We start from the raw sequence: 25,782 nt of genomic DNA on the forward strand, positions 1-25,782 counted from the left end.
AACAAGAAGCATTGTCTTTAGTTACAAATTTTAAAAAGTATAAATTTGTGATTGATTTGTCTTTTATTGAAAGGATGAAATATTGCAAGTTTCTATTTTTTCACAATAAATTTTTCCAATTAAAACTGTAAATGCGTATGTTTCTCATTTTAATTTTATAAAAATCATAAACTTACACTATTTTTGTTTTGCAATCATTTTTAAACTTGACCATAATAAAGCCATTCAAGAGGAGAATTACAAATGCGCGGCAATCCAGAAGTCATAGACTATTTAAATATGTTGATCGGTGGCGAACTGGCTGCCCGTGATCAATACCTGATTCATTCACGTATGTATGAAGATTGGGGCTTGAGTAAAATTTACGAACGTATCGATCATGAGATGCAGGAAGAAGCTGCTCATGCTGATGCAATTATTCGCCGTGTCTTATTTCTTGAAGGTACGCCGAATATGGATCGTGATGATATTGTTACGGGTGAAGATGTCGTATCTTGCTTAAAAGCAGATTTGGCACTTGAATACCATGTTCGTCAGAAACTTGCAGACGGCGTGAAACTATGTGAAGAAAAGGGTGATTATGTCAGCCGTGATATGCTTCGCACGCAAATGTCTGATACAGAAGAAGATCATACCTACTGGCTAGAAAAGCAGTTGCGTTTAATTGAATTGATGGGCTTACAAAACTATATTCAATCTCAGATGTAAAATTGAGAATAAAAAAACTCAGCAGAAGCTGAGTTTTTTATTCTTATCACTTTTTCTGTTGCAAGCGTTTCACATCTTTTAGAACCTCATCGGCATGAGTCTGAGTGTCGACACTGCTATAGTGATAAACCACCATGCCTTTTGGATCAATTAAAAAACTTTCTCTTTTGGCGATTTTTATAAGACCTAAATTTCGAACAATACCAAATTTTTCAGCCAATTGGTGATCACTGTCGGCCAAAATAAGAAAGGGAAGCCCTAGTTTTTCCGAGAACTTTTTATGTGAGGCGACATCGTCAAGACTGACTCCCATGACCACTGCATTAGATTGAGTAAATTGAGGAGCAAGCGCTTTAAAGCGATTTGCTTCCTGCGTACAACCCGGTGAATCATCTTTCGGATAAAAATACAGAACTAGCCATTTTCCTTGAAAGTCCTTTAATTGATGCCATTTTCCATTTTGATCCTGTAATCGAAAATCAGGCGCGGTCTGACCGACCCATTGTTTTTGATCCGTACTGGATGTTGAAAATACATTTTTTTCAGCATGAGCGAGATGACTAACTCCAATTGCTAAACTGAGGCTAAGCACACTCATCTTTAATATTGTTATTGTACGCATCATTTTCATCTTTATTTAAAAGCCCGTTTGTAAAAGACTACGTTGCAGTTTAACAAAATCAACTCCGAAATGTGCTAACAAATACTTTTGCTTTTGTGAGAGGTTGTGTTCATATGAAGTGAACGAAAACAAATCAAGTGAGCAACGCATAATATGGATATCGGTTTGGCGCTGATCAAATTAAAACCTGATACATGGCCAAAGGTTAAAGAATGGCAACAGAGGCTTCAAGAACATAAAGAGCAAGCCATACAAACGCTGCAAGCCGAAGGCGTTATGATTGAATCATGGTTTTATACACAGCTTGAAGGGCAGGATTATTTAATCGCTTATATGCGAGCAATTGACTTAATTAAAGCCCAACAGATTGCTAAAAGTAGTCCTTTTGAAATTGATCTGATTCATCAGCAATTTAAACGTGACTGTTGGGAGAAGGTGATTCCAGCAACTTTTTTGGTTGATTTGGATAACAATGAGCAGCCATGCAATCAAATCGTTGAGTAAAAATGGTTATACTTTTCTAGATTAAAGATACTGAGCACGACATTGAAACAAAGAATTCTAATGATCACAGGCTGGGGTGGTGGTGAACAGCTATTAAATCCATTAAAACAGTCACTTGAACAACGTGGCTATCAGGTTGAACTGAGCAATATTTTTAATGTGCTAGATGAAGAACAATTAGCGCAATTTGTGCAACACGCAGCCCAGTTTGATGTTATTGCGGGTTGGTCACTGGGCGGAGAGCTGGCGATTGTTCTAGCCCATGAAGTTTTTAAACAAACAGGAGAGGCCAAAACTTTAATCACGATGGCGTCTAATCCCTGTTTTGTTGCCACTGATAATTGGAAACATGCAATGTCGGCTGATGATTTTATTCAGTTTAGACAATCATTTAACATAGATCCAGTTGCAACCTTAAAACGTTTTGGGCTGCTTGTAACAAAAGGCGTAACAACAGCCAAATCCGATTTTAATAAAATGCAAAGCTTATTACATGCGCAACCCATGTCGTTATTAAAGCAAGGTTTAGATATGTTGGAACAACTAAATCTGGTTAATATCTTAAAAAACTATATAGGTCATCAGTTACATTTGTTTGCTGAGCATGATGCATTAGTTCCATACCAAGTTAGCTACGATATGCAAAAAATAGCAGCAAAATTTATTCAGGTTGTAGAACTAAAAAACACTGCCCACAGTTTTCCTTTTGTTCAAGTTGAACTCACTTGTCAGGAACTGATTCATTTTATGGAATCGTCAGTTTAAGCTTTAAACGAAATGGTGTTTATCGCAATTTATTTTCAAAGTCTGCAGGTTTACCATGTAGCACCGTGTAAAAAAAGCAAGTCAATGGAGCAAAGGGATGAGTGATCAATTTGATTTGGAGCATATCTGGCATCCTTATACCTCAATGCTTAATCCCTTACCTACTTTTAAAGTGCAACGTGCCTATGGCGCGACTATTGAACTTGAGGATGGACGTCAGTTAATTGATGGAATGTCTTCATGGTGGTGCGCGATTCATGGCTATAACCATCCTGATTTAAATCAGGCAGTGACGCATCAACTTGAAAAAATGGCGCATATCATGTTTGGTGGTTTGACTCATGATCCAGCGATTGAACTAGCTAAATTATTACTCAAAATTACACCGCCGTGTCTGGACAAAATTTTTTACGCAGATTCAGGTTCTGTCGCCGTTGAAGTTGCCCTAAAAATGGCTATTCAATATTGGTCTTCAAGGGCGGGATCTTTAGAAGCAGAGTCTTCAAAATCTGGAGCAAAACAGGTTCAAGTTGCAAAGACCAACTTTATCACTACGCGTTCGGGTTATCATGGCGACACCTGGAATGCTATGTCAGTCTGCGATCCAGTGACAGGCATGCATCAGATATTTGGAGAAAGTTTGGCAAAGCGCTTTTTTGTATCAGCACCACAAAGTTGCTTTGAGGGAGAATGGAATCCTGCTGAAATGGATGAGGTTGAGCAAATGCTTAAGCAACATCATCATGAATTAGCTGCATTTATTATTGAACCAATTGTGCAGGGTGCAGGTGGAATGCGCTTTTATCACCCTGAATATTTAAAGCAGTTACGCAAGTTGTGCGACAAATATAAGTTGTTGCTCATTTTTGATGAAATTGCTACAGGTTTTGGTCGTACCGGAAAACTCTTTGCTTGGGAACATGCGCAGGTAGAGCCAGATATAATGTGTATAGGCAAGGGGTTAACTGGGGGATATATGACCTTATCTGCCACACTCACGACCAAACACGTTGCAGAAACCATTAGTCGTGGTGAAGCTGGTGTATTTATGCATGGTCCAACGTTTATGGCAAATCCTTTGGCTTGTGCTGTTGCGCTCCGAAGTACACAGCTTTTACTGGAACAGGATTGGAAAGCTAATATTCAGCGTATTTCGGAGCAGTTACAACAATTACAAATATTGTCAGAGTTAGAATATGTAGCAGATATTCGTATTTTAGGTGCGATTGGTGTAGTCGAACTCAAGCTCAATGTGGATATGAAAACTTTACAACAACAATTCGTTGAACGCGGTATCTGGGTGCGTCCTTTTGGTAAGTTGGTATATGTGATGCCACCTTATATCATCTCCGAAGCTGAGTTAAATTTTCTTTTGGAGCAACTTATCGAGGTTGTACAACAGATGTATGCTGAGGTGGCGCATGGCATTGCTTGATCATTATCAACAACAACTCGACCAATTAAAACAGACGGGAAATTTACGTCAGTTCAATGCTAATCAGCAGCACGGAGCTTATATCGAAATTGCTGGGCGGAGAATGTTAAATCTTTCTTCCAATGATTATCTGGGTTTGGCCACACACGTTCAACTGCGTGAAGAGTTTCTGGACCAGCAACCGATTCAGCGTTGTTATTTTAGTTCATCTTCATCTCGTTTACTTACAGGTAATTTTACTGAATATGAGCAGTTTGAAGCGAATCTCAGTCGAGCCTTTTTAGGTCGTTCAGCCTTGCTATTTAATAGTGGCTATCATATGAATATTGGGATTTTGCCAGCTTTAAGTGACAATAAGACCCTGATTTTGGCGGATAAACTGGTCCATGCCAGTATGATTGATGGAATTCGGTTATCATCTGCCAAATATGTGCGTTATCGTCATAATGATTTACTTCATTTAACTCAATTGATTGAAAAATATCATGATGATACCGAAGTTGAACGCATTATTGTGGTGACTGAAAGTATTTTTAGTATGGACGGTGATGAAACTGATTTGGCTGCATTAGTTCGCATTAAACAACGTTTTGCTAAAGTCATGCTTTATGTGGATGAAGCGCATGCGATTGGTGTTCGCGGCGAACAAGGTTTGGGCTGCGCTGAACAATATAAAGTAATTGCTGATATTGATTTACTGGTTGGCACGTTTGGTAAAGCTTGCGCCTCAATCGGTGGCTATTTGATTTGCGATCCGATTATTCGCAGTTATTTAATTAACACAATGCGCCCATTGATTTTTAGTACAGCTTTGCCACCGATTAATATTGCATGGTCTAATTTTATTCTTAAAAAAGTTATGGCAGCAAATAGTGAACGCTTACATTTGCACAAAATTAGTGAATATTTACAAACTGAGATTGTGGCCAAAGGCTATAGTAGCCCATCGACAAGTCATATTGTGCCCATTCTCATTGGGCCAAGTCAAAAAGCTGTGGAAAAGTCAAAAAATGTACAGCAGCATGGTTTTTATGCAATGCCCGTTCGTCCTCCAACTGTTCCACAACATAGCGCACGCTTGAGAATTTCATTAACATCACTGATTCAGCCCGATGATCTGCAACGATTGGTAGAGTGTTTGTGAATCTAAATAAATCCTTGATTGCTCAGCGTTTTGCCAAAGCAGGCCAAAGCTATACTGAACAAGCGGTTATACAGAAGAAAATCTGTCAGCATTTATGTCAATTAATGCAGGCATCTTGTCCAAAACATTTGCCTGATATTTTAGAAATTGGTTGCGGATCTGGAAATTTAACGCAACAAGTGGCTGCCAATTTTCAGGTGGAACAATGGCATTTAAATGACCTGTATCCCCAAGTACAACCCCATTTTCAAAGTGATTTGCCAATTCAATGGATGATTGGGGACATTGAAACCCTGACTTTACCTCAGCATTTAGATGCGATTGTATCGAGTTCGGCAGTGCAATGGATGACTGATCTGTCTGTGTTATTGGCACGTTGTCATGCCGCATTAAAAAGGCAGGGTTGGTTATGTTTTTCAACTTTTGGTCCTGATAATTTTACCGAGATCAAACAGCTTACAGGGCAAGGTTTGCAATATTGGTCTATAGATGACTGGCGGCAACAGCTTGAACAATTAAACTTTGAGATTGTTGAACTAAGTCAGCAATATTTTTATATGCAATTTGAGACGCCGAAAGCCGTATTAAAACATATTAAAGCCACTGGTGTGACGGGAACATCCGTACAACAGCAACGATGGACAAAACAATCATTAACCGAATTTTATCATCGTTATCAACAGTTCCAGTTGGAAAATGGTTTGTATACCTTAACCTATCATCCTGTTTATTGTATCGCACGGAGAAAAGCATGAGTGCTTCAGTTTATTTTGTTAGTGGGATTGATACAGGGATTGGGAAAACCTATGCCACAGGCTATTTAGCAAAACTTTGGAATGCGCAGGGACAATCTACTATTACTCAAAAGTTGATACAGACTGGCAATGTTGAGATCTCCGAAGATATCGAAAAACACCGTGAAATTATGGGAACAGGTTGGTTATCGGAAGATCATGATAAGTTGACCATGCCTGAGATTTTTAGCTATCCAGCTTCTCCACATTTGGCGACACAACTTGATGGTCGAGAAATTGATTTTGATAAGATTGAGCAGGCGACTGAAGCCCTTAAGCAACGCTTTGATGTTGTGCTATTAGAAGGTGCAGGGGGGCTAATGGTTCCCTTAACCACACAACTACTGACGATAGATTATATTAACCAAAAACATTTGCCTGTAATTTTGGTAAGTTCGGGACGTTTGGGAAGTATTAATCATACTTTGTTGAGTCTGGAAGCCCTGAAACAGCGCGAGGTGTCACTTTTTGCTTTAGCTTATAATCTCAATGATGAATCACAAGATGAAATCATTTCAAAAGATACGGCACAATATTTAAAGAACTATCTCAAACAGCATTTTCCTGAAGCGAAGTGGATAGACATCCCTAAAATGTAAAAGGTAAAAATAAAAGAGCCCATCTATGGGCTCTTTTATTTTTACGTTATCTACCAACTGAGGACTTAAAACTTTTTAAAGGTTTTATTTTGACTAAAGCTTTTACGTTGGCCAAATGGTTTAGGTGAATTTTCGGTTTGATCATCTGTATCACGTTTTTGTTGACGTAAATAGCCTCCACGACGTGCAGCCAGTGGTTTTTCCACCATACGTTCAGTACGGCGTTTTGCCATACCATACAGACCAGTGCCTTGACGTGGTTTAAGTTCAACCAATTTGGTCAGATTATCAATATCTGCTTTATCCAGTTCCATCCAGCGACCAGTACGCAATTCACGTGGTAAAATCACAGTGCCATAACGAGTACGCAATAAGCGGCTGACTTTTAAGCCTTGTGATTCAAATAAACGACGTACTTCACGGTTACGTCCCTCTTTGACTACAACTTGATACCAGCGGTTAATCCCATCACCACCAAGCTCCGAGAATGACTCAAACTTGGCTGGTCCATCATCTAGAACCACACCATTTACTAAAGTTTGGCGGATTTGAGGGGTAACTTCACCCATGACACGAACAGCATATTCACGTTCAACTTCGTTGGAAGGATGCATTAAACGGTTGGCAAGTTCACCATCATTCGTAAAAAGTAATAAACCTGTACTGTTAATATCCAGACGACCCACCATGACCCAACGATCATTAGCAATTTGTGGCAGATGCTCGAACACCGTTGGACGTTGTTCTGGATCATTGCGGGAACAGATTTCGCCTTCAGGTTTATAATAAATCAATACACGACGACGAATTTCATCTTCGACCTGAAATTGAACTTTACGACCATCAATACGCAATTCATCACCTGGTTCGATCCGTTCGCCTACTTGCGCAATCTGACCATTGACACTGACGCGACCTGCGGCAATAACCTCTTCCATATATCGACGTGAACCGAGACCGATTCGCGCTAATACTTTTTGCAACTTTTCACTCATGACAGCACAACCTTAGAAATAATTGTCAACAGTTCACCTATTCAAGACTTGGCTGCATTTGCATCCAATGTCATGAAAGCTTCCTTGGCATCCTGTAGGGGAGGCAATTGACCTAAAGATGCTAGGCCAAAAGCGTTCAAAAATTGGGGCGTTGTAATTAACAACGCAGGTCTTCCGGGTAAATCTCTAAATCCCGATTCTTTAATCCAGTTCCAGTCAAATAATGTACGCAAAATTTGACTATTATTCGAAACACCACGAATCTGTTCAATATCGGCACGGGTAACTGGCTGATGATAAGCAATCACGGCAATGGTTTCGAGCAGTGAGGGCGAGAGCTTAGTCGGACGTTCGGGCCAGACTTGGGTGATTATATTACGATATTTTGATCGAACCTGAAACCGAAACCCTTGAGCAGTTTCAATGAGTTCAATTGAACGCCCATGTTGTAATACCGCAAGTTGTTGTAAAAACTGGCGTAATTGGGGTTTATTGTATTGATCCTGAAACGCTTCTTTTAATCTGGCAAGCGAAACTGGAGTATCACTAGCAAACAAAATGGCCTCAATTTGTAATAATACATCATGATGCATGTCTTCGGGTGACATTATTGATTGCTGCTCGAGACTCATACATGCGCCCCCTGAATGGAAAGCTGAGTTTCAATACCTGTACTGATGATTCTAATCTTTTGTTGGCGGGTTAGTTCTAGAACAGCCATGAATGTAACCACCATTCCCATACGACCCTGCATTGGATTTAATAATTCATCAAATACCAGCACATATCCAGATTCAATTTTTTCCTGAATAAAAGCGATACGCTCTTCCAGCAACACTGCTTCTTGTTTAACTGTATGCATCACTGGTTCGGGTCGATTAAATACGCAAAAAAGAGCATCGCGTAAGCTTTCAACATCATACCCCTCATAAACCGGTGCTGTATGGCCTAAACCGACATTGGGAATAAAAGTATCCCGATCCAGTACAGGGAATTGTCCTAAACGCTCTGCAGCTTGTTTGATGCGTAAGTAAGTTTCCAGACGGTCAATTAACGCCTGCTTAGGATCTTTTTCCAATGTGATCGATGTGGGTTTAGGAAGAAGTAAACGTGATTTGAGATCAGCCAGCAATGCGGCCATTACCATATAGTCCGCAGTGAGCTCAATATTGAGAGATTTCATCGCATCCATATAGGATAGATATTGGGTTGCAATAGGGGCAATATCCAGTTGCAATAAATCAAAACCGTTTTTTTGAATGAGATAAATCAGAAAGTCGAGTGGTCCCTCGAAATGTTCAAGTAAAATTTCAAAAGCAGCAGGGGGGATGTATAAATCTTCGGGGATGACTTCTTGCCATTCGTCTAATACACGAATCTGCGGCAAAACTTCCGAGGAGTTATTCAAAGCTTGATTCATTACAGTTATAGGCCACGCGAATTTTCAAAAGCATGAATTACTTTAGGCATATTGAACACAAACGCCATAAAGAGGGAGGAGATCAGAATGTGTTTTATTCTAATAGAAATTCAGAGTTTAATAAATTGTTAAACGCATCAAAACCGTAAAAAAATAAGCACTATTTTATGTCTAAATAGACCGTGTTTTATGTGATAGTGTTATTTTACTAAAAAATATCAGCTTATTAATATTGATTATTCAGGGTAAAGTAAAAATGAAAGATTATTTAAAATCCGAGTTCAATGCTTTTCAGCAACCTGTTGGCACCCCGATTAGACAATTATTACCGGTAACATATCGCCATGAGCGATTAATAGGGCAGTTTGTTGAACTAATTCCTATTAACGATGACTGCCCTAATGATCTGGAATTGGAACAGCTTTGGCAAACGCTAAACACTGAACCAGATGCACGTTGCTGGACATATCTACCTTATGAAGGTTTTAGTAATCGTAATGAACTAAAACATGCGCTGCAAACGGTATTTGGTTTTCATCCTTCTTACCATTATTTGATTAAAATGAATGGTGAAGTCGTCGGTTGGATTGCATTGCTAAATCCGCGTTTGACACATGCAGTGATTGAAGTCGGGAATGTTTATTTTTCGCATCGTTTAAAGCGTACGGTTGCGGCAACAGAAGCTGTATTTTTATTGCTTAAAAAATGCTTTGAGCAGAATTTTCGACGAATCGAATGGAAGTGTGATGATTTTAATGAACCCTCCAAACGCGCTGCATTACGTTTCGGTTTTTACTTTGAAGGATTATTCAGACAAGATAGAGTCACAAAAGGGCATAACCGTAATACGGCCTGGTTTTCAATTATTGATGGAGAATGGCCAGAGTTGAAAGCTGTTTATGAAGCGTGGTTAAGTCCAGATAACTTTGATCCGCAGGGGAGTCAAAAACAGCGTCTAATCCATTCGCGATTACTTTAATTTTTATAATTTATGAGGGATTATAGGTTAGATTTCATCAAGGACGTATTCAATCACACGCTGGCATTGATCTCTATAGCACACGTTCTGGGGTTGTGAATCTTCTAGCATTTCTTTTGCGGTGGATATATCTAAAAAATACTGAAAATTTAAATGATGTTCATTCATCTGGATTAAGTTTTGATTCGATGCGTTAAGGACTTTGGCTTCAGATTCCAAAGTCCATGGTTGAGCAACATAGATTATTTCATCATCTTGATAGAGGCTAATATTCAGTAAAATCTGAAATAAATCCATTGTTCATGGGTCCTTACTTATTCAAATGCAGTTACATCTCCCGCCCCTTGGCGAATAACTTCAGGATGGTCTCCTGATAAATCTACAATACTGGTAGTCGTAAGTGTACCGAACCCACCATCGATAAACACATCAATACGTTTAGCCAATTGATTTTCAATGTCGTAAGGATCATCGAGTGGATCTTCCTGACCCGGTAAAATCAAGGTGCTGGTCAAAATCGGCTCACCAAGCTCTTGCAATAATGCCTGACAGATGGGATTGGTGGGAATACGCAATCCAATCGTTTTCTTTTTGGGATGCATCAAACGTTTTGGAACTTCGCTAGTGGCGGGCAAAATATAAGTGGTAATTGAGGGGGTGTTCGCTTTAAGCAGACGATACATCGCATTATCGACTTTGGCATAAGTTGCAATATCTGATAAATCACAACACATAATCGCGTATTGATGTTTTGGGCCAAGGCCACGAATTTGAGCAATTCGTTCCATGGCGGATTTATTGCCAATTTGACAGCCAATTGCATACGCTGCATCAGTTGGATAAACTACTACATCACCTGCGCGAATACGTTCAACTGCCTGATTAATCAATCTAGCTTGTGGATTTTCTGGATGAATATGCAAATGCAACATGTCTGGATCCTCCTGAATAAAATGTTATTGTTGTAAAGGGACACTTTTATTCAATTACATCGTCTATTTAATCACATTGAATAGCTTTAATAGGTGACTACAAGTTGAGGTTATGTAATTGAATGCAGATTTAATCTAATAGAGCGCGGCTAAATTCATCGGCCTGTAATGTTTTTCCATGGCGCGTGCATAAACAAATACATTCAATAAAATAAGCTGCATCACGTGGGAGTTTGGTTTCACCTGAAAAAAAAGAGTGTACCTGAGCAAAAACACGATCTTTAAATCGCATTCCATCTCCGCCATCGCCCGTTAGGTTATCTAAAGATACACGAAATTTCCGGCCAAAAGCGGTTGAAAATAACCATTCAATGGCTTGGGGTTTAACTTCAACCTGTTCAAAAAGTTGCTGCTGTTCAAGCGTTCTCCCATCTGGCGCATACCAATACCCCAAATCAGGTAATAAACGCCTTTTCGCTCCAGCAATCGTCCAATGGCTAATTTCGTGCAATGCACTATTAAAAAAACCATGGGCAAACTGGATTTTGGCTGGCGCTTGATTTTGGGCAGGGAAATATTCTGGTTCAAAATCTCCTCTGATCAAAGCCACATTTTGATGGGAAAACCAGTGATTAAAGTGTAAAATAAGCCAATCAACCTGTTCATGTTCTGTTTGTAGGCTTTGCCACGGTGAGAGTTGCACTGTATTAGACGACAGGGCAGACCGATGGGTTGAATGGGTGCTAACAAGTGATGAAGTTGTTACTTCAGGTTGCGGCTGCAACAGATGCATTGCTGTGTTACCATGAGTTCTGTCTAAATTAGTACAAAATTGTATCTTAATCTTTGACAGAGTACCGATGAATTTGTAGAATTGCCGCCTTAATTATGTCAGCAAATACCTTTCCGGCACAGATTGAGCCGTTTAAATGGGCTGAACAAGGCTTTACATGGTCAGGAACACTGCCATTGTCTCGCTTTGCTCGTATTGCTCGTGAAGCTGTTGGATCAATTGATGATCAATTGATCTCTATAGACTGTAAGCTATCAATGGATGCGTATCATCGTGTTGTATGGCTGAATGGTCATGTTGAAACAAAAGTCCCATTGGAATGTCAGCGTTGTCTGGAACCTGTGGAGATTTCTCTTGTTTCAGATTTCCATTTAGCATTGATCGATGATGAGTCACTGATAGAGCGCTTGGATGAGGATGCTGATTTCATCGTCTTGGGCGAAAGTGAATCTTCAACAAAGGGTGATTTTGCCACTCCTGCCACTGTTGATTTGCTTTCTCTAATAGAAGATGAATTGTTATTGTTGATGCCTTTGTCTCCTAAGCATGTGTCTTGTGAGCATAAACATCAACCAGCCGTTCAGGACGTTGTTGAAGAAAAACGTGATAATCCGTTTGACGTATTAGCAAGTTTGAAAGGCAAACTTAATTCATAACACAATTTGTGTTATTATGTTGAGTTAAGACAACTGAATTTGTTCTGATCCATTTTTTCGATCTTTGTAAGGAGCCATCATGGCCGTTCAGCAAAACCGTAAAAGTCGCTCTCGCCGTGACATGCGCCGTTCACATGACGCTTTAACCGAGAATGCATTAACTGTAGACCAAACTACGGGTGAAACTCACCGTCGTCACCACGTGACTAAAGATGGTTTTTACCGTGGTCGTCAATTATTCGCTAAAGCAGCTGATGCTGAGTAATTTAGTGAATTTGCATTAAAGCGTGATGCTTAAGTGTAGAAAAAATGGGAGCGAAAGCTCCCTTTTTTTGTTGCTTTTCGCAATTATCAAGCGATTCAATAAATGTTAAATTTCCGCCTCGTAAACCAGCTAAGACGAAATAAAGGATTTCTATATGTCTGCTAAACGACTCGAGCAAGTGGCTCAAGCAACTAAAACTGCATTTTTGTTCCCAGGCCAAGGGTCACAAAAAGTCGGCATGCTCGCTGAACTTGCTGAACAGTTTAGTGGTGTGCAGGATACCTTTGCTGAAGCTTCAGAAGCGCTGGGTTTTGACTTATGGCATATTGCGCAAAGTGGTGAAGGTTTAGATCAAACTGAGAATACTCAGCCTGTCTTGCTTACTGCAAGTATTGCATTATGGCGTGTCTGGTTGGATTTGGGCGGTATTGCTCCAAAATATTTGGCAGGACATTCACTTGGTGAATATAGTGCATTAGTTGCAGCACAGGCATTGAGCCTTAGTGATGCGGTAAAACTTGTGAATTTACGCGGTAAATTGATGCAAAGTGCTGTTCCGCAAGGACAAGGTGCAATGGCTGCAATTTTAGGTTTGCCAGACGAAAAAGTTGTTGAGTTATGCCAAAACGTATCTGCATCTGGGCAGGGTTCTGTGGAAGCCGCGAATTACAATGCGCAAGGTCAGGTTGTAATCGCAGGTTCTTCAGTGTTGGTGAATGAGGTGATGACTCTTGCTAAAGAGCAATCAGGTAAAGCTATTGCCTTGCCTGTATCTGTACCGTCACATTGTTCATTGATGAAACCTGCTGCTGAACAATTCGCAGCAGCATTGGAACAAACTGCCATTGAGCTACCACATATACCTGTAATACAAAATGTCAACGCGGCAATCGCGACCGATGTTACGCAATTACGTCAGGCATTAACGGCTCAATTGTATCAGTCAGTACAATGGACACGCACTATGCAATATCTACAGGATCAAGGGATTCAGTATGTAGTGGAGTGTGGTCCGGGTACAGTTTTAAGTAACCTAGCGAAACGGTTGCCAAATATTGAAAAAGCATTTGCGATCGATACCAAAGGTCGTATGGAAGATGCCCTAAACGCAGTTTTAGTGGCGGAAGGAAAAATTGCATGACACAACAACGTAAAGTTGCTTTGGTGACAGGTGCGAGCCGTGGTATCGGCGCGGCAATTGCTCAGCAACTTCTTCAAGACGGTTATTTTGTAGTGGGTACAGCAACCAGCGAATCGGGTGCTCAAAAATTAACAGAGCAGTTTGGTGAGCAGGGCGTTGGTTTGGTGCTAGATGTTCGTCATTTGGAGCAAATTGAGGCGGTTGTTTCCAATATTGAACAGAACTACGGTTCGGTGCTGGTATTGGTCAATAACGCAGGTATTACGCGTGATAATTTGTTACTGCGTATGTCTGAAGATGACTGGGACGACATTTTAAATATTCATTTGAAAGCGGTTTATCGTTTATCGAAACGTGTGCTAAAAGGCATGACCAAAGCCCGTTTTGGACGTATCATCAATGTTAGTTCAGTGGTTGCACATTTTGCTAATCCAGGTCAAGCCAACTACTCAGCAGCTAAAGCGGGAATTGAGGCATTTAGTCGCAGTCTTGCCAAGGAAATGGGGAGTCGCCAGATTACGGTAAATAGTGTTGCACCTGGTTTTATTGCAACTGAAATGACAGATGCACTCAGTGATGATCTTCGTAAAAAAATGAGTGATCAGGTTGCGCTAGGTCGTCTTGGCGAACCACAAGATATCGCAAATGCAGTAAGTTTCCTCGCTTCAGATAAAGCAAGTTACATTACTGGTACGGTATTACATGTAAATGGTGGTTTATACATGGCTTAAGGCTGATGGATAAACTTTTAAAATATTCAATATTCAATTAAACTAACGGCAATTAAAAACGCCACAAGCAATGAGGAGAATTCCTGTGAGCGATATCGAACAACGTGTTAAGCAAGCAGTTGCAGAACAACTCGGTATGAAAGTTGAAGAGATCAAAAACGAAGCATCTTTTATGGATGATTTGGGCGCAGACTCTCTTGATCTTGTTGAACTAGTTATGTCTTTCGAAAATGATTTCGACATCACCATTCCTGATGAAGATTCTAACGAAATCACAACTGTTCAATCAGCAATTGATTACGTAACCAAAAAACTTGGTTAATTGATCAATGTTGATAAAAGCCACCGCAAGGTGGTTTTTTTATGTCTTTATAAAAAGCGGATAAATAAATTACATACCGTTACCTGATTGAAGCGAACTGACACCATAAGTTGTTTGTTTTTTGAGTATAACTATAAGGGCTTTAAAATTTATTGCATGATGAAAATAATCATTATAGGAGACAATTATGGGTCTTTTTGATTTTGTAAAAGGCATTGGTAAAAAGAATCAAGCAAAAACAGAACAACCAGCCGCAACACCTGCTGAGCCTACTGCTCAAGAAATTGCAAATCAGCTTTTAGCGCATATCAAAAGCTTGGATTTACCTGTTGAAGGTCTAGTCGTAAATTATAATAGTACCAGTGATTTGGCTACTATTCAGGGCAAAGTTAAGAGTCAGGCAGATAAAGAAAAAATTGTACTGGCAGTTGGTAACATTGATCATGTTGCAAAAGTGGATGATCAAATGACAGTTGAAACGCCTGCGCCTGAAAGTAAATTTTATACGGTTAAATCTGGTGATAATTTATCCAAAATTTCAAAAGAATATTATGGTGATCCAAATCAGTACAATAAAATTTTTGAAGCCAATAAACCGCTTTTAAAGAATGCGGATGATATTTATCCAGGTCAGGTATTGCGTATTCCGCAATAAATTTTATGTTTTAAAAAAAGGCGCTTATGCGCCTTTTTTTAATTTTTAGAACCGCTTTGGAATCTTTTGCCCATTGGGTACAGGTGTTTCTGCATTTTTTAATACACCAAACAACCATACTTCGGCATGCTGTACCGCAATTTTTAAATCATCACCTAAGGCTAAACGACCTGCAATATAACTGGCCATTGAGCAACCAGAACCATGGTATTCGCCCTCCAGACGAGGGCAAGTGCTTTCAGCAATGAGTTCACCTTGTATGAATAACTGGTTTTTTATAAAATCTGGGGTGGCTTCATGACCACCTTTGACTAAAACAGCTTTTGCACCCATTTCAAATAATTTTTGAGTCGCTGCTTCTAAATCATCCAGCCCTGTTAAAGCCCGTAATTCAACTGTATTGGGGGTTAAAATCGTGGCTAGGGGGATGAGTTCGACAAAAGCTTTAACCAGTGTTGCCTGATCACCTAAAGAACCACCACTGTTGGCGACTAGCACTGGGTCAAGTACATATTGATAATTTGGATGTTCACGTAAAAATTGGGCAAGTGCTGCAATATTATCGGTAGTTCCAAGCATGCCTGATTTAATGCATTTAATGGGTAGATCTCCAACTACTGCATTGGCTTGAGCAAGCAGCAGTTGTTTTGAAGTGGCTTCAAAGCCAAAGACCTGTTGTGAGTTTTGAACTGTCAGTGCAGTACAGGCGATAGCAGCATGTGCGCCACTTTGCCCAATGGCTTCAATATCGGCTTGTAATCCAGCGCCACCAGAAGGATCGAGACCAGAGAAACAAAGTACGGTTGGGCGCACAGTTATTATCCTTAAAGTGTTCAATTTGAGGTAGTATAGGCAAGTTTGACTAAACTCTCGACCCCATTTTTAATCAGATTTTATTGATTTTAACCTGTTTCTTATTTGAGTGTAATTTGTGAGTGCTGTAAAAAATATTTTGATAGATCTGGATGGAACATTAACCGATCCTAAAGTAGGGATCACTACTTCAGCCCGTTATGGGTTAAATAAAGTAGGCTTTCCTATTGCTGACCATGAGAATATTGATTGGATTATTGGCCCACCTTTGAAGGCTTCACTGGCTAAAATTATGAATGTCGATGTGAGTCATGATTTGGCAGAGCAGGCACTGCTAGGCTATAGAGAGCGCTTTTCAGTCACAGGTTTGTTTGAGAATGAACTTTATCCTTATGTGATTGATACATTGAATAGCCTCAAAAATCAGGGTTATCAATTGTACTTGGCAACAGCAAAGCCACATGTGTATGCCGTGCGTATTTTGGAACATTTTGAGTTGTTGCGGTATTTTACTCATCCTTATGGGAGTGAGTTGAGCGGCGAGCGTACCAATAAAGGCGACTTGATTACATATATACTTGAAAAAGAGCGATTGAATCCCGCTGAGTGTTTAATGGTAGGGGATCGGGAACATGATATTTTAGGTGCCCGTCGTAATGGCATTGAAACCGTTGCGGTTGAGTATGGTTATGGCTCCGAACAAGAACTTAATCTGGCAGCACCGAAGTATAAAATCAAAAGTTTTAATCAGTTGCTGGATATTTTGATTTAAATAAGAGATACCAAACCCGAACAGCAACTCTCCAGCTCTTATTTTATGATGGCTTTATAACAAATCCTCAGTGTGATGGAGCACGCATGTTTAAAAAAATAGCTTTAAAAGGTTTGCTGATATCGGGTTTGGTTGCTTGCCACACATTTCCGAGCAATGATTCAACAGATCGAGTGCAGGTGACTAAATCTCTTCAAGGTAAGCAGTGCGAAAGCTCAGGAATTGATATCTCGATGCTCAAGCAGCAATTAGAGATAAAACATATACACGTTTATACTGAATCGATTGGAGATGATGGGCTGATGCGACCTCAGGTGTGTGGTGCGCCAAATGGTAAAATTGGAATCTTTAGCATTAATCAGAAACAATTGGCTCAGGCACAAGCTATAGGCTTTGCACTCTATCAAGCACAATAAGAAAAAATACTGAAATAATCACGATATTTTAGGCAGATCATGACGATATTAATATGCTTGACTGAACGAATTTGAAATTTATGCGAAATTATAAAATTGACATCTTAAGAGGTGTTTCTATTTTTTTAGTGTTGCTGCATCACTTTAATATTCCTTATAAATTAAACGATACATGGTTAGGATTTTCAATTTTCGGAGAACCTTTAAGTCATTTGATTGCTAGAAATGGTAATTATGGTGTGACCATGTTTTTTGTTATTTCAGGCTTTCTTATCACGCAGCATACTCTTCATCGCGATGGGGTTTTATCGAACATTCATATCCGAAATTTCTATATTCGACGTATTGCTCGTATTGTCCCTTGCCTTTTACTTTTGGTAGCGGTGGTGACTTTATTGGGTGGCATGGGATTGCAGCCTTTTCTCAATCAAGCACCCAATGCTATTGCAGTGCCGTATGTCGTGACGATCTTGGCTGCATTCACCTTTTGGATGAATATCCTGATTATTGAGTATGGCTGGGTCAATTATGCCTTGGGCGTATTGTGGTCATTGTCGGTTGAAGAGGTGTTTTATTTGGCATTTCCACTGTTATGTTTAATGTTGACTAAAACGAAAGCTTTTATTTTATTTCTTGTGTTGATTATTGCCTATGCGCCGTATTTTCGAGCATTACATTTTGGCGAAGAAAATGGGGCATATCTTTATCATTATTTTTCTAGTTTTGATGGGATCGCCATAGGTTGTTTAACTGCGTTATTGCTACACAAATTTTCAATGCAGCAGAATGCAGCCAAGTGGATGATACCCTTACTGGTGATCTTGATGGTTGCTTTATATATGTATGCGCCGATTAAAAATGTAAGTACTTGGAGTATTAGTGTTTTTGCAGTATTAACAGCATGTTTAGTATTTTGTTTTTCTCAATATTCGAAATTTCAAACTCTCGCTCTATTTTCTAAAATTTTGGTTTGGATGGGCCAGCGTAGTTATGAAATGTATTTATTCCATCTGATTATTTTAGGATTAATAAAGGTGGTGTATTTTCCCAAAACTACTGCACCCGATCAGAAGATGCTGTTGCTGCTGATTTTTTTGGCTGGAACCTTTGCTCTGAGTTGGGTGATTGAAAAATATTATTCTGCACCTTTAAACCATAAGATTAGAGAAAAGTGGTTAATAAAAAAGCCCCAGATAGACTGAGGCTTAACATGAAACATTTATGTTAAAACTGGGGTTTAACTACCACTAAAATCACCACTGCAAACAAAATCAGCGTCGGCATTTCATTAAAGAAACGCCAGAATTTGTGTGATTTATAGTGAGCATTCGCAATCAGCTTTTTTCGATAATAACCACAAATGAAATGGTAAATTACCAATAGGGCGACTAAACCAACTTTCAGATAAAACCATAATGCTTGGTGATAATGTCGGGTTGCGTCGCCCCAATCCACCAAAAAGTGTGCGGTAATTAAGGTAGCAATCATGGATGGCCACATAATTCCGCGATACAGTTTACGCTCCATGACTTCAAAGCGTTGATGACTAATTGTATCTTCACTCATAGCATGATAGACATACAGGCGCGGCAAGTAGAACAATGCCGCAAACCAGCAGACGACAGCAATAATATGTAATGCTTTTACCCACAGGAAAGCATCAGAAGGTGCATCCATCGATTATCCCTAGTGGGATATTAGGCATCCCACTTCTTGAAAATGAGGCAGGCATTGACGCCGCCAAAACCAAAACTGTTACTCATCACAGTATTCAATTTTGCATCACGTTTTTCAAGTACGATATCAAAACCTTTCGCACCTTCATCAAGTTCGGTCACGTTAATGTTTGGTGCGATAAAGTCATTTTGCATCATAAGAACAGAGTAAATGGCTTCTTGTACACCAGCTGCACCCAAGCTATGACCTGTCATGGATTTAGTTGAACTTACAGCTGGAACCTGGCCTTCACCAAATGCGCGTTCCATGGCTTTAAGCTCAGTAACGTCACCTGCTGGCGTTGATGTACCATGTGTATTGACATAGTCGATTTTCTCAACGCCATGTTGTTTCGCTTCATCCAATGCCATGAGAATACAACGTGTTGCGCCTTCACCGCTTGGTGCAACCATATCGGCACCGTCAGAATTTGCTGCATAGGCTACAACTTCGGCAAGAATGTTTGCGCCACGTGCCTGAGCGTGTTCGAGTGATTCAAGAACCACAAAACCACCACCGCCAGCAATAACAAAACCATCACGATCAGCCGAATATGGGCGAGATGCAGTTTCAGGAGTGTCATTATATTTTGAACACAGTGCGCCCATTGCATCAAACAATAAGCTTTGTGACCAATGATCCTCTTCACCGCCACCTGCAAGCATTAAATCTTGTTTACCAAGTTGAATCAGGTTAAATGCGTAACCAATAGCATCTGCAGAAGTTGCACATGCGCTGGTAATAGAATGGGCAACACCTTGTAATTTAAAAGCAACGCCGACGTTTGCAGTAATGGTGTTACTCATATTACGTGGTACAAAGAAAGGACCGATTTTACGTGCACCTTTTTCTTCAAGTAATTCGACCATTTCAACTACTGAATGAGTCGAGTTACCACCGCTACCACCTGCTATTCCGTAGCGAGGGTTACCTGCCAGATCTGCAACTTCAAGACCCGCATGTTTAACTGCATCAACTGCTGCATTATAAGCGTACATAGCACACACGCCCATAAACCGTTTAATTTTGCGATCAATGTGATCAAAGTTTTGTTCCGCAGCTGCACTGACATGGCTTTTAAAATTCAGTTCAGCATAAGATGGGTTAAAACGTGTTCCAGAGATGCCATTTTGAAGTGAATGAGTGACCTCTTCTAAAGAGTTACCGATGCATGAGTTAATTCCCATGCCAGTGATTACAACACGTTTCATCTACAGATCCCTTATATGGTGATAGTTTTGAGTTTAACGAAATTCGACATTTTTGATTGAAGGGAGATTGGAGCCCGAAGAATTGCGTCACTCATGTTTGAGATTGACATCATAATAACAGAAAGAATTTTCAATTCTTATGGCAAATCTTATGCCCATTGTATTAAGACAGAAATGCGTAGCGATCATGGTTATTTGGGACAATGCTTTACCAAAAGAAACAGATTAAAGTTGAGATAAGTCCACACTACACCTAGTATTTATAGCTAAATGCCAGAATCAAAATATAGAGGTACTTGATGACAAATTCTAATAATAATCAATCGCAAAGTTTGCTCGGCACTGCTTTTGGAGTGGCTAAAAAGCTCAGTTCCAGTGGTTTAAGCATATTAGGTCATGTTGCGCCGGACACTGTTTCTAAGATCAATACTACAGTCAATGAAGCACGTACCATAGAAGGTAATGCACGAGTGAAAAATCCGCTGGAAGTTGAAAAATATCAAAATCCGCAACAAATGATGCGTCAGCATCTACCTAAAGTATCTCAGCAGTTATTAGGTCGTCATTACAACCGCATTTATAACGTTGCCAGTTTTTTATCTCCAGATATTAATGAAAAAATTTCTGACTATTTATTTACACGTTTAAATGATTTTACTGAACAGACTAGCTCAATGACGAAAGTACTTGAAGAAGCGGGAGCTAAGAGTCTTGATGAACTTAGTAACAATCCTGATCGTTCGCAACGTATTAGTCAGGCATTAATTGAACAAAATAAAATTTTGGCTATTGCGCAAGGCGCGGTGAGTGGTGCGACAGGGGTGATTGGTGCAGCTGTAGATGTACCTTTCTCGTTGGCTTTGGCTTTAAGAACGATTTATCAAACAGGTCGGGCGCATGGTTTTGAATTAAGCCAGCAACAAGAGCAAGATATTGTTGAGTTTATTTTTAAAGAAGTGGATTTAGGCTTAGTCGCAGAGAAACAAACTTTACTCATGGCGATTAAAAGTTTAAGTAGTATGCTGCAAACGCATGATCTGTCTCAATTTCAGCAACTATTGGGTTCAACTAATGATGCAGAATTTCTAAAACAATGGCTAGTTGATGATCAGGGACAGTTTAAATATAAATGGTTAAATGGTTTTTCTAAATTTTCGTTGATTGGTAAATTAAGCCCACTTGCAGGTGCGACAGTGAGTGCTGTTTATAGTTGGCGTTTAATCGAGGATGCAGGTCAAAAAGCCCAAGCGATTTTTGGAGGTGCGCGTCATTATTTACTTGAACATCCAAATGCTCAGGTTTCACCATTAAATGCCTATCTGGCATTGGAACAGCAAATTGGACAAGCAAAACCGTCACTCATCAGTCCGAATTCGCAAACTGCCTCTTTGCATATGGATGAATCGAAAATTAAACAAATTGATGAGTCGAAAATTAAACAAGTTCAGGCAGAAGTGGTTGTGCCTACAAATTCAGATGACATAAAAAAAGTAACGGTTAAGCCACGTAAACCGCGTGCCACAAAAAACCAGCAGGATTCAACACAGAAAGTTGAACAGGGAATTCATTCATTGGCTGAGCAATACGTTGAAGCTCATGAAAAAACCGAACAGCAACCCGCATTGTCCGAAAAAACAGCACCGATAACAGAAATAGAAGATAAAGACGCTAATGCCCAAATTGAGTCTACGCCAGCCAAACCAAAACGTAAGCGTACGGTGAAGCCCAAAGTTGAATGATTCTGAATATTTGTCATTAAAACTTAAACTAATTTTGTTAGGGTGCTGAATAATAAAAAAAGCACTGCAATGCAAGAAATGGTCAACATTTGCGAACACTGCAAATGTTGACCATTTCTATATCTTAGCTTACAATTGTATGCCCTCAAAAAGAGGTGTTTTCTTTTTGAGGTTTTTTATTAACGGGAGAATTGCCATATGGCAACAACAAATCAGTTGATCCGTAAGGGTCGCACAACTTTGGTTGAAAAATCCAAAGTTCCTGCGTTGAAGGCTTGTCCACAACGTCGTGGTGTATGTACACGTGTTTATACCACTACTCCAAAAAAACCTAACTCAGCAATGCGTAAGGTTTGCCGTGTTCGCTTGACTTCTGGTTTTGAAGTTTCTAGCTACATCGGTGGTGAAGGTCATAACTTACAAGAGCACAGTGTTGTTCTTATCCGTGGTGGTCGTGTTAAAGACTTACCAGGTGTACGTTACCATACCGTTCGTGGTTCTTTAGACTGTGCTGGTGTGAAAGATCGTAACCAGTCTCGTTCTAAATACGGTGCGAAACGTCCTAAGAAGTAATTCTTAAGTCGTTTAATGCTGCAATCCTTTAGCGTTTCGCTTGTCCAGATTTCAAATTGAAATTCAAGCGGCGTATAGTAAGGCCAGCGTAGCGTGCATGACACTTGCACAATCTGCTGGATCACCCTGAAGTGTCATATTTATAGGTAGTTTTAAAATGCCAAGACGTCGCGTAGTCGCTGCTCGTGAGATCCTTCCAGATCCAAAATTCAGCAGCCAAACAATCGCTAAATTTATGAACCACGTTATGCAAGACGGTAAAAAATCGATTGCAGAAAGTATCGTTTACGGTGCTTTAGACCGCGTTCAAGAAAAAAACAAAGTAGACCCTGTTGAATTTTTTGAAGCTACGCTTGAAAAAGTTCGTCCTATGGTCGAAGTAAAAGCACGCCGTGTTGGTGGTGCTACTTATCAAGTACCTATGGAAGTGCGCCCATCCCGTCGTACTGCCTTAGCTATGCGTTGGTTAGTAGATGCTGCTGCGAAGCGTTCTGAAAAAACTATGGCTTTACGTCTTGCTGGCGAGTTGCTTGATGCAGCTGAAGGCAAAGGTGCTGCAATCAAAAAACGTGAAGACGTGCACCGTATGGCTGAAGCGAACAAAGCCTTCTCTCATTACCGTTTCTAAGCGGATAAAACAGTCCCTTATCAGGAGAATACTCATGCGTACCGCATCTCGATTTAATATCGCACTTTACCCTAGCGGGGGATTTGCGGGTATTTAATTTGCCCCCACTGTGAGTATTCGCGCGCATCAATCCTGTATTGGTGCGTCCTGTTTTAAACATAATATTTAGGAATGTAAGTCATCATGGCTCGTCAAACCCCGATTACCCGTTACCGTAACATCGGTATTTCTGCTCACATCGATGCAGGTAAAACTACAACAACTGAACGTATTTTGTTCTACACAGGTGTATCTCACAAAATTGGTGAAGTACATGATGGTGCAGCAACAATGGACTGGATGGAACAAGAGCAAGAACGTGGTATTACCATTACTTCTGCTGCTACGACTTGTTTCTGGTCTGGTATGGCGAATCAGTTCGACCAACACCGTATTAATGTAATTGACACCCCGGGACACGTTGACTTCACGATTGAAGTAGAACGTTCTATGCGTGTTCTTGACGGTGCGTGCATGGTTTACTGTGCGGTTGGTGGTGTACAACCTCAGTCTGAAACTGTATGGCGTCAGGCAAACAAATATAAAGTGCCTCGTTTGGCATTCGTGAACAAGATGGACCGTACTGGTGCTAACTTTTTCCGTGCTGTTGAACAAGTAAAAACACGTTTAGGCGGTAATCCTGTGCCTATCGTTGTTCCAATTGGTGCTGAAGATACATTCCAAGGTGTTGTTGACCTGATCGAAATGAAAGCGATCATTTGGGATGAAGCTTCACAAGGCATGAAGTTTGAATACGGTGAGATTCCAGCTGATCTTGTTGATACTTCAAATGAATGGCGTACCAATATGGTGGAAGCGGCTGCTGAAGCTTCTGAAGAGTTAATGGACAAGTACCTAGAAGAAGGCGATCTTTCTAAAGAAGATATCATCGCTGGTCTGCGTGCGCGTACATTAGCATCTGAAATTCAGGTTATGCTTTGTGGTTCTGCGTTTAAGAACAAAGGTGTTCAACGTATGTTGGATGCTGTAATTCAATTCTTGCCTTCTCCAACAGAAGTAAAAGCGATTGAAGGTATTCTTGACGACAAAGCTGAAACTAAAGCATCACGTGAAGCATCTGACGAAGCTCCGTTCTCTGCACTTGCGTTCAAAATCATGAACGATAAGTTCGTAGGTAACTTAACTTTCGTACGTGTTTATTCTGGTGTGCTTAAACAAGGTGACCCAGTATATAACCCAGTGAAGTCTAAGCGTGAACGTATTGGTCGTATCGTGCAAATGCATGCGAACGAACGTCAGGATCTTGATGAAATCCGTGCAGGTGATATCGCAGCGTGTGTAGGTCTTAAAGACGTAACAACCGGTGATACACTTTGTGATGAGAAAAACATCATTACTCTTGAGCGTATGGAATTCCCAGAGCCAGTAATTTCATTGGCTGTTGAACCAAAAACTAAAGCTGACCAAGAAAAAATGTCAATCGCTTTAGGTCGTTTGGCAAAAGAAGATCCATCGTTCCGTGTTCGTACAGATGAAGAATCTGGTCAAACGATTATTGCTGGTATGGGTGAGCTTCACCTTGACATCATCGTTGACCGTATGAAACGTGAATTCGGTGTTGAAGCGAATATCGGTAAACCAATGGTTGCTTATCGTGAAACGATTAAGAAAACTGTTGAGCAAGAAGGTAAATTCGTTCGTCAAACTGGTGGTAAAGGTAAGTTTGGTCACGTATATGTACGTCTTGAACCGCTTGATGTTGAAGAAGCTGGTAAAGAATACCAATTCGTTGAAGAAGTTGTAGGTGGTGTTGTACCTAAAGAATTCTTCGGCGCGGTTGATAAAGGTATTCAAGAGCGTATGAAGAATGGTGTCTTGGCTGGTTACCCTGTGGTAGGCATTAAAGCGACATTGTTCGATGGTTCTTACCATGATGTCGACTCTGACGAATTATCGTTCAAAATGGCAGGTTCTTATGCCTTCCGTGATGGTTTCATGAAAGCAGATCCTATTCTTCTTGAGCCGATCATGAAAGTTGAAGTAGAAACTCCAGAAGACTACATGGGCGATATCATGGGTGACTTAAACCGTCGTCGTGGTATGGTTCAGGGTATGGACGATCTTCCTGGTGGAACAAAAGCAATTAAAGCAGAAGTTCCATTGGCTGAGATGTTTGGTTACGCAACTCAAATGCGTTCTATGTCTCAAGGTCGTGCGACATATTCTATGGAATTTTCAAAATATGCTGAAACTCCACGTAACGTGGCAGAAGGCATTATTGCTAAGTTCCAGTCAGGCGGTAAAAAAGGTGACGACGAGTAATCTTTCGATTACTATAAGCCCAAACTAATTTTTAGTTAAAAAACCAAGCGCTCATGAGTCACCCTCATGAGCAGTTTATAAAGGAAGATCATCATGGCTAAAGCCAAGTTTGAACGTAATAAGCCGCACGTA

Annotated in this window: 31 protein-coding genes; 21 read left to right on the forward strand and 10 right to left on the reverse strand. The window is 40.2% G+C overall.

All coding sequences use genetic code 11. From position 1 onward, the window contains the following. Positions 1–243 precede the first annotated feature (243 nt). Positions 244–708, forward strand: a complete 465-nt coding sequence (gene ftn, locus IAE20_RS15285; RefSeq protein WP_200461586.1) for a heteropolymeric bacterioferritin subunit Ftn — start codon at positions 244–246, stop codon at positions 706–708. A gap of 46 nt (positions 709–754) precedes the next feature. Here ftn and IAE20_RS15290 read toward each other — a convergent pair whose 3' ends face one another. Next, positions 755–1,339: a peroxiredoxin gene (locus IAE20_RS15290; protein ID WP_200482721.1), complete on the reverse strand. Its 585-nt coding sequence runs from the start codon at positions 1,337–1,339 to the stop codon at positions 755–757. 144 nt (positions 1,340–1,483) lie between these two features. Between IAE20_RS15290 and IAE20_RS15295 the strand changes: the two genes are divergently transcribed. The 6 genes from IAE20_RS15295 to bioD all read left to right on the forward strand — a co-directional run bounded on the left by IAE20_RS15295 (position 1,484) and on the right by bioD (position 6,571). After that, on the forward strand, positions 1,484–1,834 hold the full coding sequence (locus IAE20_RS15295) for a DUF6176 family protein (RefSeq protein ID WP_200482720.1): 351 nt from the start codon (positions 1,484–1,486) through the stop codon (positions 1,832–1,834). A 42-nt stretch (positions 1,835–1,876) separates the two neighbouring features. Continuing rightward, entirely contained in the window at positions 1,877–2,599 is a 723-nt protein-coding gene (locus IAE20_RS15300) for a hydrolase (protein WP_200482719.1), read from the forward strand. Between the two features lie 97 nt (positions 2,600–2,696). After that, positions 2,697–4,034: an adenosylmethionine--8-amino-7-oxononanoate transaminase gene (bioA, locus tag IAE20_RS15305; RefSeq protein WP_200482718.1), complete on the forward strand. Its 1,338-nt coding sequence runs from the start codon at positions 2,697–2,699 to the stop codon at positions 4,032–4,034. Then, the gene (locus IAE20_RS15310) at positions 4,021–5,178 is read left to right on the forward strand and encodes an 8-amino-7-oxononanoate synthase (RefSeq protein ID WP_200482717.1); all 1,158 of its coding nucleotides are present in this window, start codon (positions 4,021–4,023) and stop codon (positions 5,176–5,178) included. Before bioA ends, IAE20_RS15310 begins: the two co-directional genes overlap by 14 nt. Further along, positions 5,169–5,933 carry a malonyl-ACP O-methyltransferase BioC gene (bioC, locus tag IAE20_RS15315; protein ID WP_320159400.1) on the forward strand — a complete coding sequence of 255 codons (765 nt, stop codon included), beginning with the start codon at positions 5,169–5,171 and terminating at the stop codon, positions 5,931–5,933. The genes IAE20_RS15310 and bioC overlap by 10 nt, the downstream gene beginning before the upstream one ends. Beyond that, positions 5,930–6,571 (forward strand): dethiobiotin synthase, encoded by a 642-nt coding sequence (bioD, locus tag IAE20_RS15320; protein WP_200482715.1) that lies wholly within the window; start codon positions 5,930–5,932, stop codon positions 6,569–6,571. Before bioC ends, bioD begins: the two co-directional genes overlap by 4 nt. A gap of 65 nt (positions 6,572–6,636) precedes the next feature. Here the strand turns inward: bioD and rluB are convergent, their stop codons facing one another. From rluB to IAE20_RS15335, 3 genes are read right to left on the reverse strand one after another with little or no spacing between them, the layout of a single operon-like run. After that, positions 6,637–7,566, reverse strand: coding sequence for a 23S rRNA pseudouridine(2605) synthase RluB (rluB, locus tag IAE20_RS15325; RefSeq protein ID WP_200461578.1), 930 nt, complete (start codon positions 7,564–7,566; stop codon positions 6,637–6,639). 41 nt (positions 7,567–7,607) lie between these two features. Further along, entirely contained in the window at positions 7,608–8,198 is a 591-nt protein-coding gene (gene scpB, locus IAE20_RS15330; protein WP_200461577.1) for an SMC-Scp complex subunit ScpB, read from the reverse strand. After that, complete coding sequence (locus tag IAE20_RS15335; protein ID WP_200482714.1) at positions 8,195–8,986, reverse strand: segregation and condensation protein A; 792 nt, start codon at positions 8,984–8,986, stop codon at positions 8,195–8,197. The genes scpB and IAE20_RS15335 overlap by 4 nt, the downstream gene beginning before the upstream one ends. A gap of 256 nt (positions 8,987–9,242) precedes the next feature. Between IAE20_RS15335 and IAE20_RS15340 the strand changes: the two genes are divergently transcribed. Continuing rightward, positions 9,243–9,965 (forward strand): GNAT family N-acetyltransferase, encoded by a 723-nt coding sequence (locus tag IAE20_RS15340; RefSeq protein ID WP_200482713.1) that lies wholly within the window; start codon positions 9,243–9,245, stop codon positions 9,963–9,965. Positions 9,966–9,992: 27 nt separating this feature from the next. Here IAE20_RS15340 and IAE20_RS15345 read toward each other — a convergent pair whose 3' ends face one another. The 3 genes from IAE20_RS15345 to IAE20_RS15355 form a co-directional block, all read right to left on the reverse strand. Next, positions 9,993–10,262, reverse strand: a complete 270-nt coding sequence (locus IAE20_RS15345; protein ID WP_200482712.1) for a hypothetical protein — start codon at positions 10,260–10,262, stop codon at positions 9,993–9,995. Between the two features lie 17 nt (positions 10,263–10,279). Next, complete coding sequence (locus IAE20_RS15350; RefSeq protein ID WP_200461573.1) at positions 10,280–10,897, reverse strand: L-threonylcarbamoyladenylate synthase; 618 nt, start codon at positions 10,895–10,897, stop codon at positions 10,280–10,282. 130 nt (positions 10,898–11,027) lie between these two features. Then, positions 11,028–11,690: an elongation factor P hydroxylase gene (locus IAE20_RS15355; protein ID WP_200482711.1), complete on the reverse strand. Its 663-nt coding sequence runs from the start codon at positions 11,688–11,690 to the stop codon at positions 11,028–11,030. 95 nt (positions 11,691–11,785) lie between these two features. Here IAE20_RS15355 and IAE20_RS15360 point away from each other — a divergent pair, with 95 nt between their 5' ends. The 6 genes from IAE20_RS15360 (at position 11,786) to lysM (ending at position 15,460) form a co-directional block, all read left to right on the forward strand. Then, a complete protein-coding gene (locus IAE20_RS15360; protein WP_200461571.1) occupies positions 11,786–12,346 on the forward strand; it encodes a YceD family protein in 561 nt (186 codons plus the stop codon). A gap of 79 nt (positions 12,347–12,425) precedes the next feature. Then, positions 12,426–12,611 (forward strand): 50S ribosomal protein L32, encoded by a 186-nt coding sequence (gene rpmF, locus IAE20_RS15365; RefSeq protein WP_004723964.1) that lies wholly within the window; start codon positions 12,426–12,428, stop codon positions 12,609–12,611. 154 nt (positions 12,612–12,765) lie between these two features. Next, a complete protein-coding gene (fabD, locus tag IAE20_RS15370) occupies positions 12,766–13,752 on the forward strand; it encodes an ACP S-malonyltransferase (RefSeq protein WP_200482710.1) in 987 nt (328 codons plus the stop codon). Next, positions 13,749–14,483 (forward strand): 3-oxoacyl-ACP reductase FabG, encoded by a 735-nt coding sequence (fabG, locus tag IAE20_RS15375; RefSeq protein ID WP_200461569.1) that lies wholly within the window; start codon positions 13,749–13,751, stop codon positions 14,481–14,483. Before fabD ends, fabG begins: the two co-directional genes overlap by 4 nt. Before the next feature lie 85 nt (positions 14,484–14,568). Continuing rightward, on the forward strand, positions 14,569–14,805 hold the full coding sequence (gene acpP / locus IAE20_RS15380) for an acyl carrier protein (protein ID WP_004991077.1): 237 nt from the start codon (positions 14,569–14,571) through the stop codon (positions 14,803–14,805). Between the two features lie 187 nt (positions 14,806–14,992). After that, positions 14,993–15,460, forward strand: coding sequence for a peptidoglycan-binding protein LysM (lysM, locus tag IAE20_RS15385; protein ID WP_200482709.1), 468 nt, complete (start codon positions 14,993–14,995; stop codon positions 15,458–15,460). A 45-nt stretch (positions 15,461–15,505) separates the two neighbouring features. Here lysM and IAE20_RS15390 read toward each other — a convergent pair whose 3' ends face one another. Continuing rightward, positions 15,506–16,273: a hydroxymethylpyrimidine/phosphomethylpyrimidine kinase gene (locus IAE20_RS15390; protein WP_200482708.1), complete on the reverse strand. Its 768-nt coding sequence runs from the start codon at positions 16,271–16,273 to the stop codon at positions 15,506–15,508. A 118-nt stretch (positions 16,274–16,391) separates the two neighbouring features. On the opposite strand from IAE20_RS15390, the gene IAE20_RS15395 reads away from it, so the two are divergent. The 3 genes from IAE20_RS15395 to IAE20_RS15405 all read left to right on the forward strand — a co-directional run bounded on the left by IAE20_RS15395 (position 16,392) and on the right by IAE20_RS15405 (position 18,663). Beyond that, positions 16,392–17,045 carry an HAD-IA family hydrolase gene (locus tag IAE20_RS15395; RefSeq protein WP_200482707.1) on the forward strand — a complete coding sequence of 218 codons (654 nt, stop codon included), beginning with the start codon at positions 16,392–16,394 and terminating at the stop codon, positions 17,043–17,045. 86 nt (positions 17,046–17,131) lie between these two features. Continuing rightward, on the forward strand, positions 17,132–17,461 hold the full coding sequence (locus IAE20_RS15400; protein WP_200482706.1) for a hypothetical protein: 330 nt from the start codon (positions 17,132–17,134) through the stop codon (positions 17,459–17,461). Positions 17,462–17,541: 80 nt separating this feature from the next. Further along, positions 17,542–18,663, forward strand: a complete 1,122-nt coding sequence (locus IAE20_RS15405) for an acyltransferase family protein (RefSeq protein ID WP_200482705.1) — start codon at positions 17,542–17,544, stop codon at positions 18,661–18,663. Between the two features lie 22 nt (positions 18,664–18,685). On the opposite strand, the gene hemJ is transcribed toward IAE20_RS15405, so the two are convergent. After that, positions 18,686–19,138 carry a protoporphyrinogen oxidase HemJ gene (gene hemJ, locus IAE20_RS15410; protein ID WP_200461564.1) on the reverse strand — a complete coding sequence of 151 codons (453 nt, stop codon included), beginning with the start codon at positions 19,136–19,138 and terminating at the stop codon, positions 18,686–18,688. A 20-nt stretch (positions 19,139–19,158) separates the two neighbouring features. Further along, a complete protein-coding gene (locus tag IAE20_RS15415; protein WP_200461563.1) occupies positions 19,159–20,388 on the reverse strand; it encodes a beta-ketoacyl synthase N-terminal-like domain-containing protein in 1,230 nt (409 codons plus the stop codon). Between the two features lie 299 nt (positions 20,389–20,687). Here IAE20_RS15415 and IAE20_RS15420 point away from each other — a divergent pair, with 299 nt between their 5' ends. The 4 genes from IAE20_RS15420 to fusA all read left to right on the forward strand — a co-directional run bounded on the left by IAE20_RS15420 (position 20,688) and on the right by fusA (position 25,650). Further along, complete coding sequence (locus IAE20_RS15420; RefSeq protein WP_200482704.1) at positions 20,688–22,127, forward strand: EcsC family protein; 1,440 nt, start codon at positions 20,688–20,690, stop codon at positions 22,125–22,127. A gap of 198 nt (positions 22,128–22,325) precedes the next feature. Further along, the gene (gene rpsL, locus IAE20_RS15425; RefSeq protein ID WP_000246374.1) at positions 22,326–22,700 is read left to right on the forward strand and encodes a 30S ribosomal protein S12; all 375 of its coding nucleotides are present in this window, start codon (positions 22,326–22,328) and stop codon (positions 22,698–22,700) included. Positions 22,701–22,857: 157 nt separating this feature from the next. After that, positions 22,858–23,328, forward strand: a complete 471-nt coding sequence (gene rpsG, locus IAE20_RS15430; protein WP_004901967.1) for a 30S ribosomal protein S7 — start codon at positions 22,858–22,860, stop codon at positions 23,326–23,328. Between the two features lie 183 nt (positions 23,329–23,511). Then, positions 23,512–25,650: an elongation factor G gene (fusA, locus tag IAE20_RS15435; protein WP_200461561.1), complete on the forward strand. Its 2,139-nt coding sequence runs from the start codon at positions 23,512–23,514 to the stop codon at positions 25,648–25,650. Positions 25,651–25,782 lie beyond the last annotated feature (132 nt).

Source organism: Acinetobacter sp. S54 (assembly GCF_016624945.1).
In the GTDB taxonomy this organism is placed as follows: domain Bacteria; phylum Pseudomonadota; class Gammaproteobacteria; order Pseudomonadales; family Moraxellaceae; genus Acinetobacter.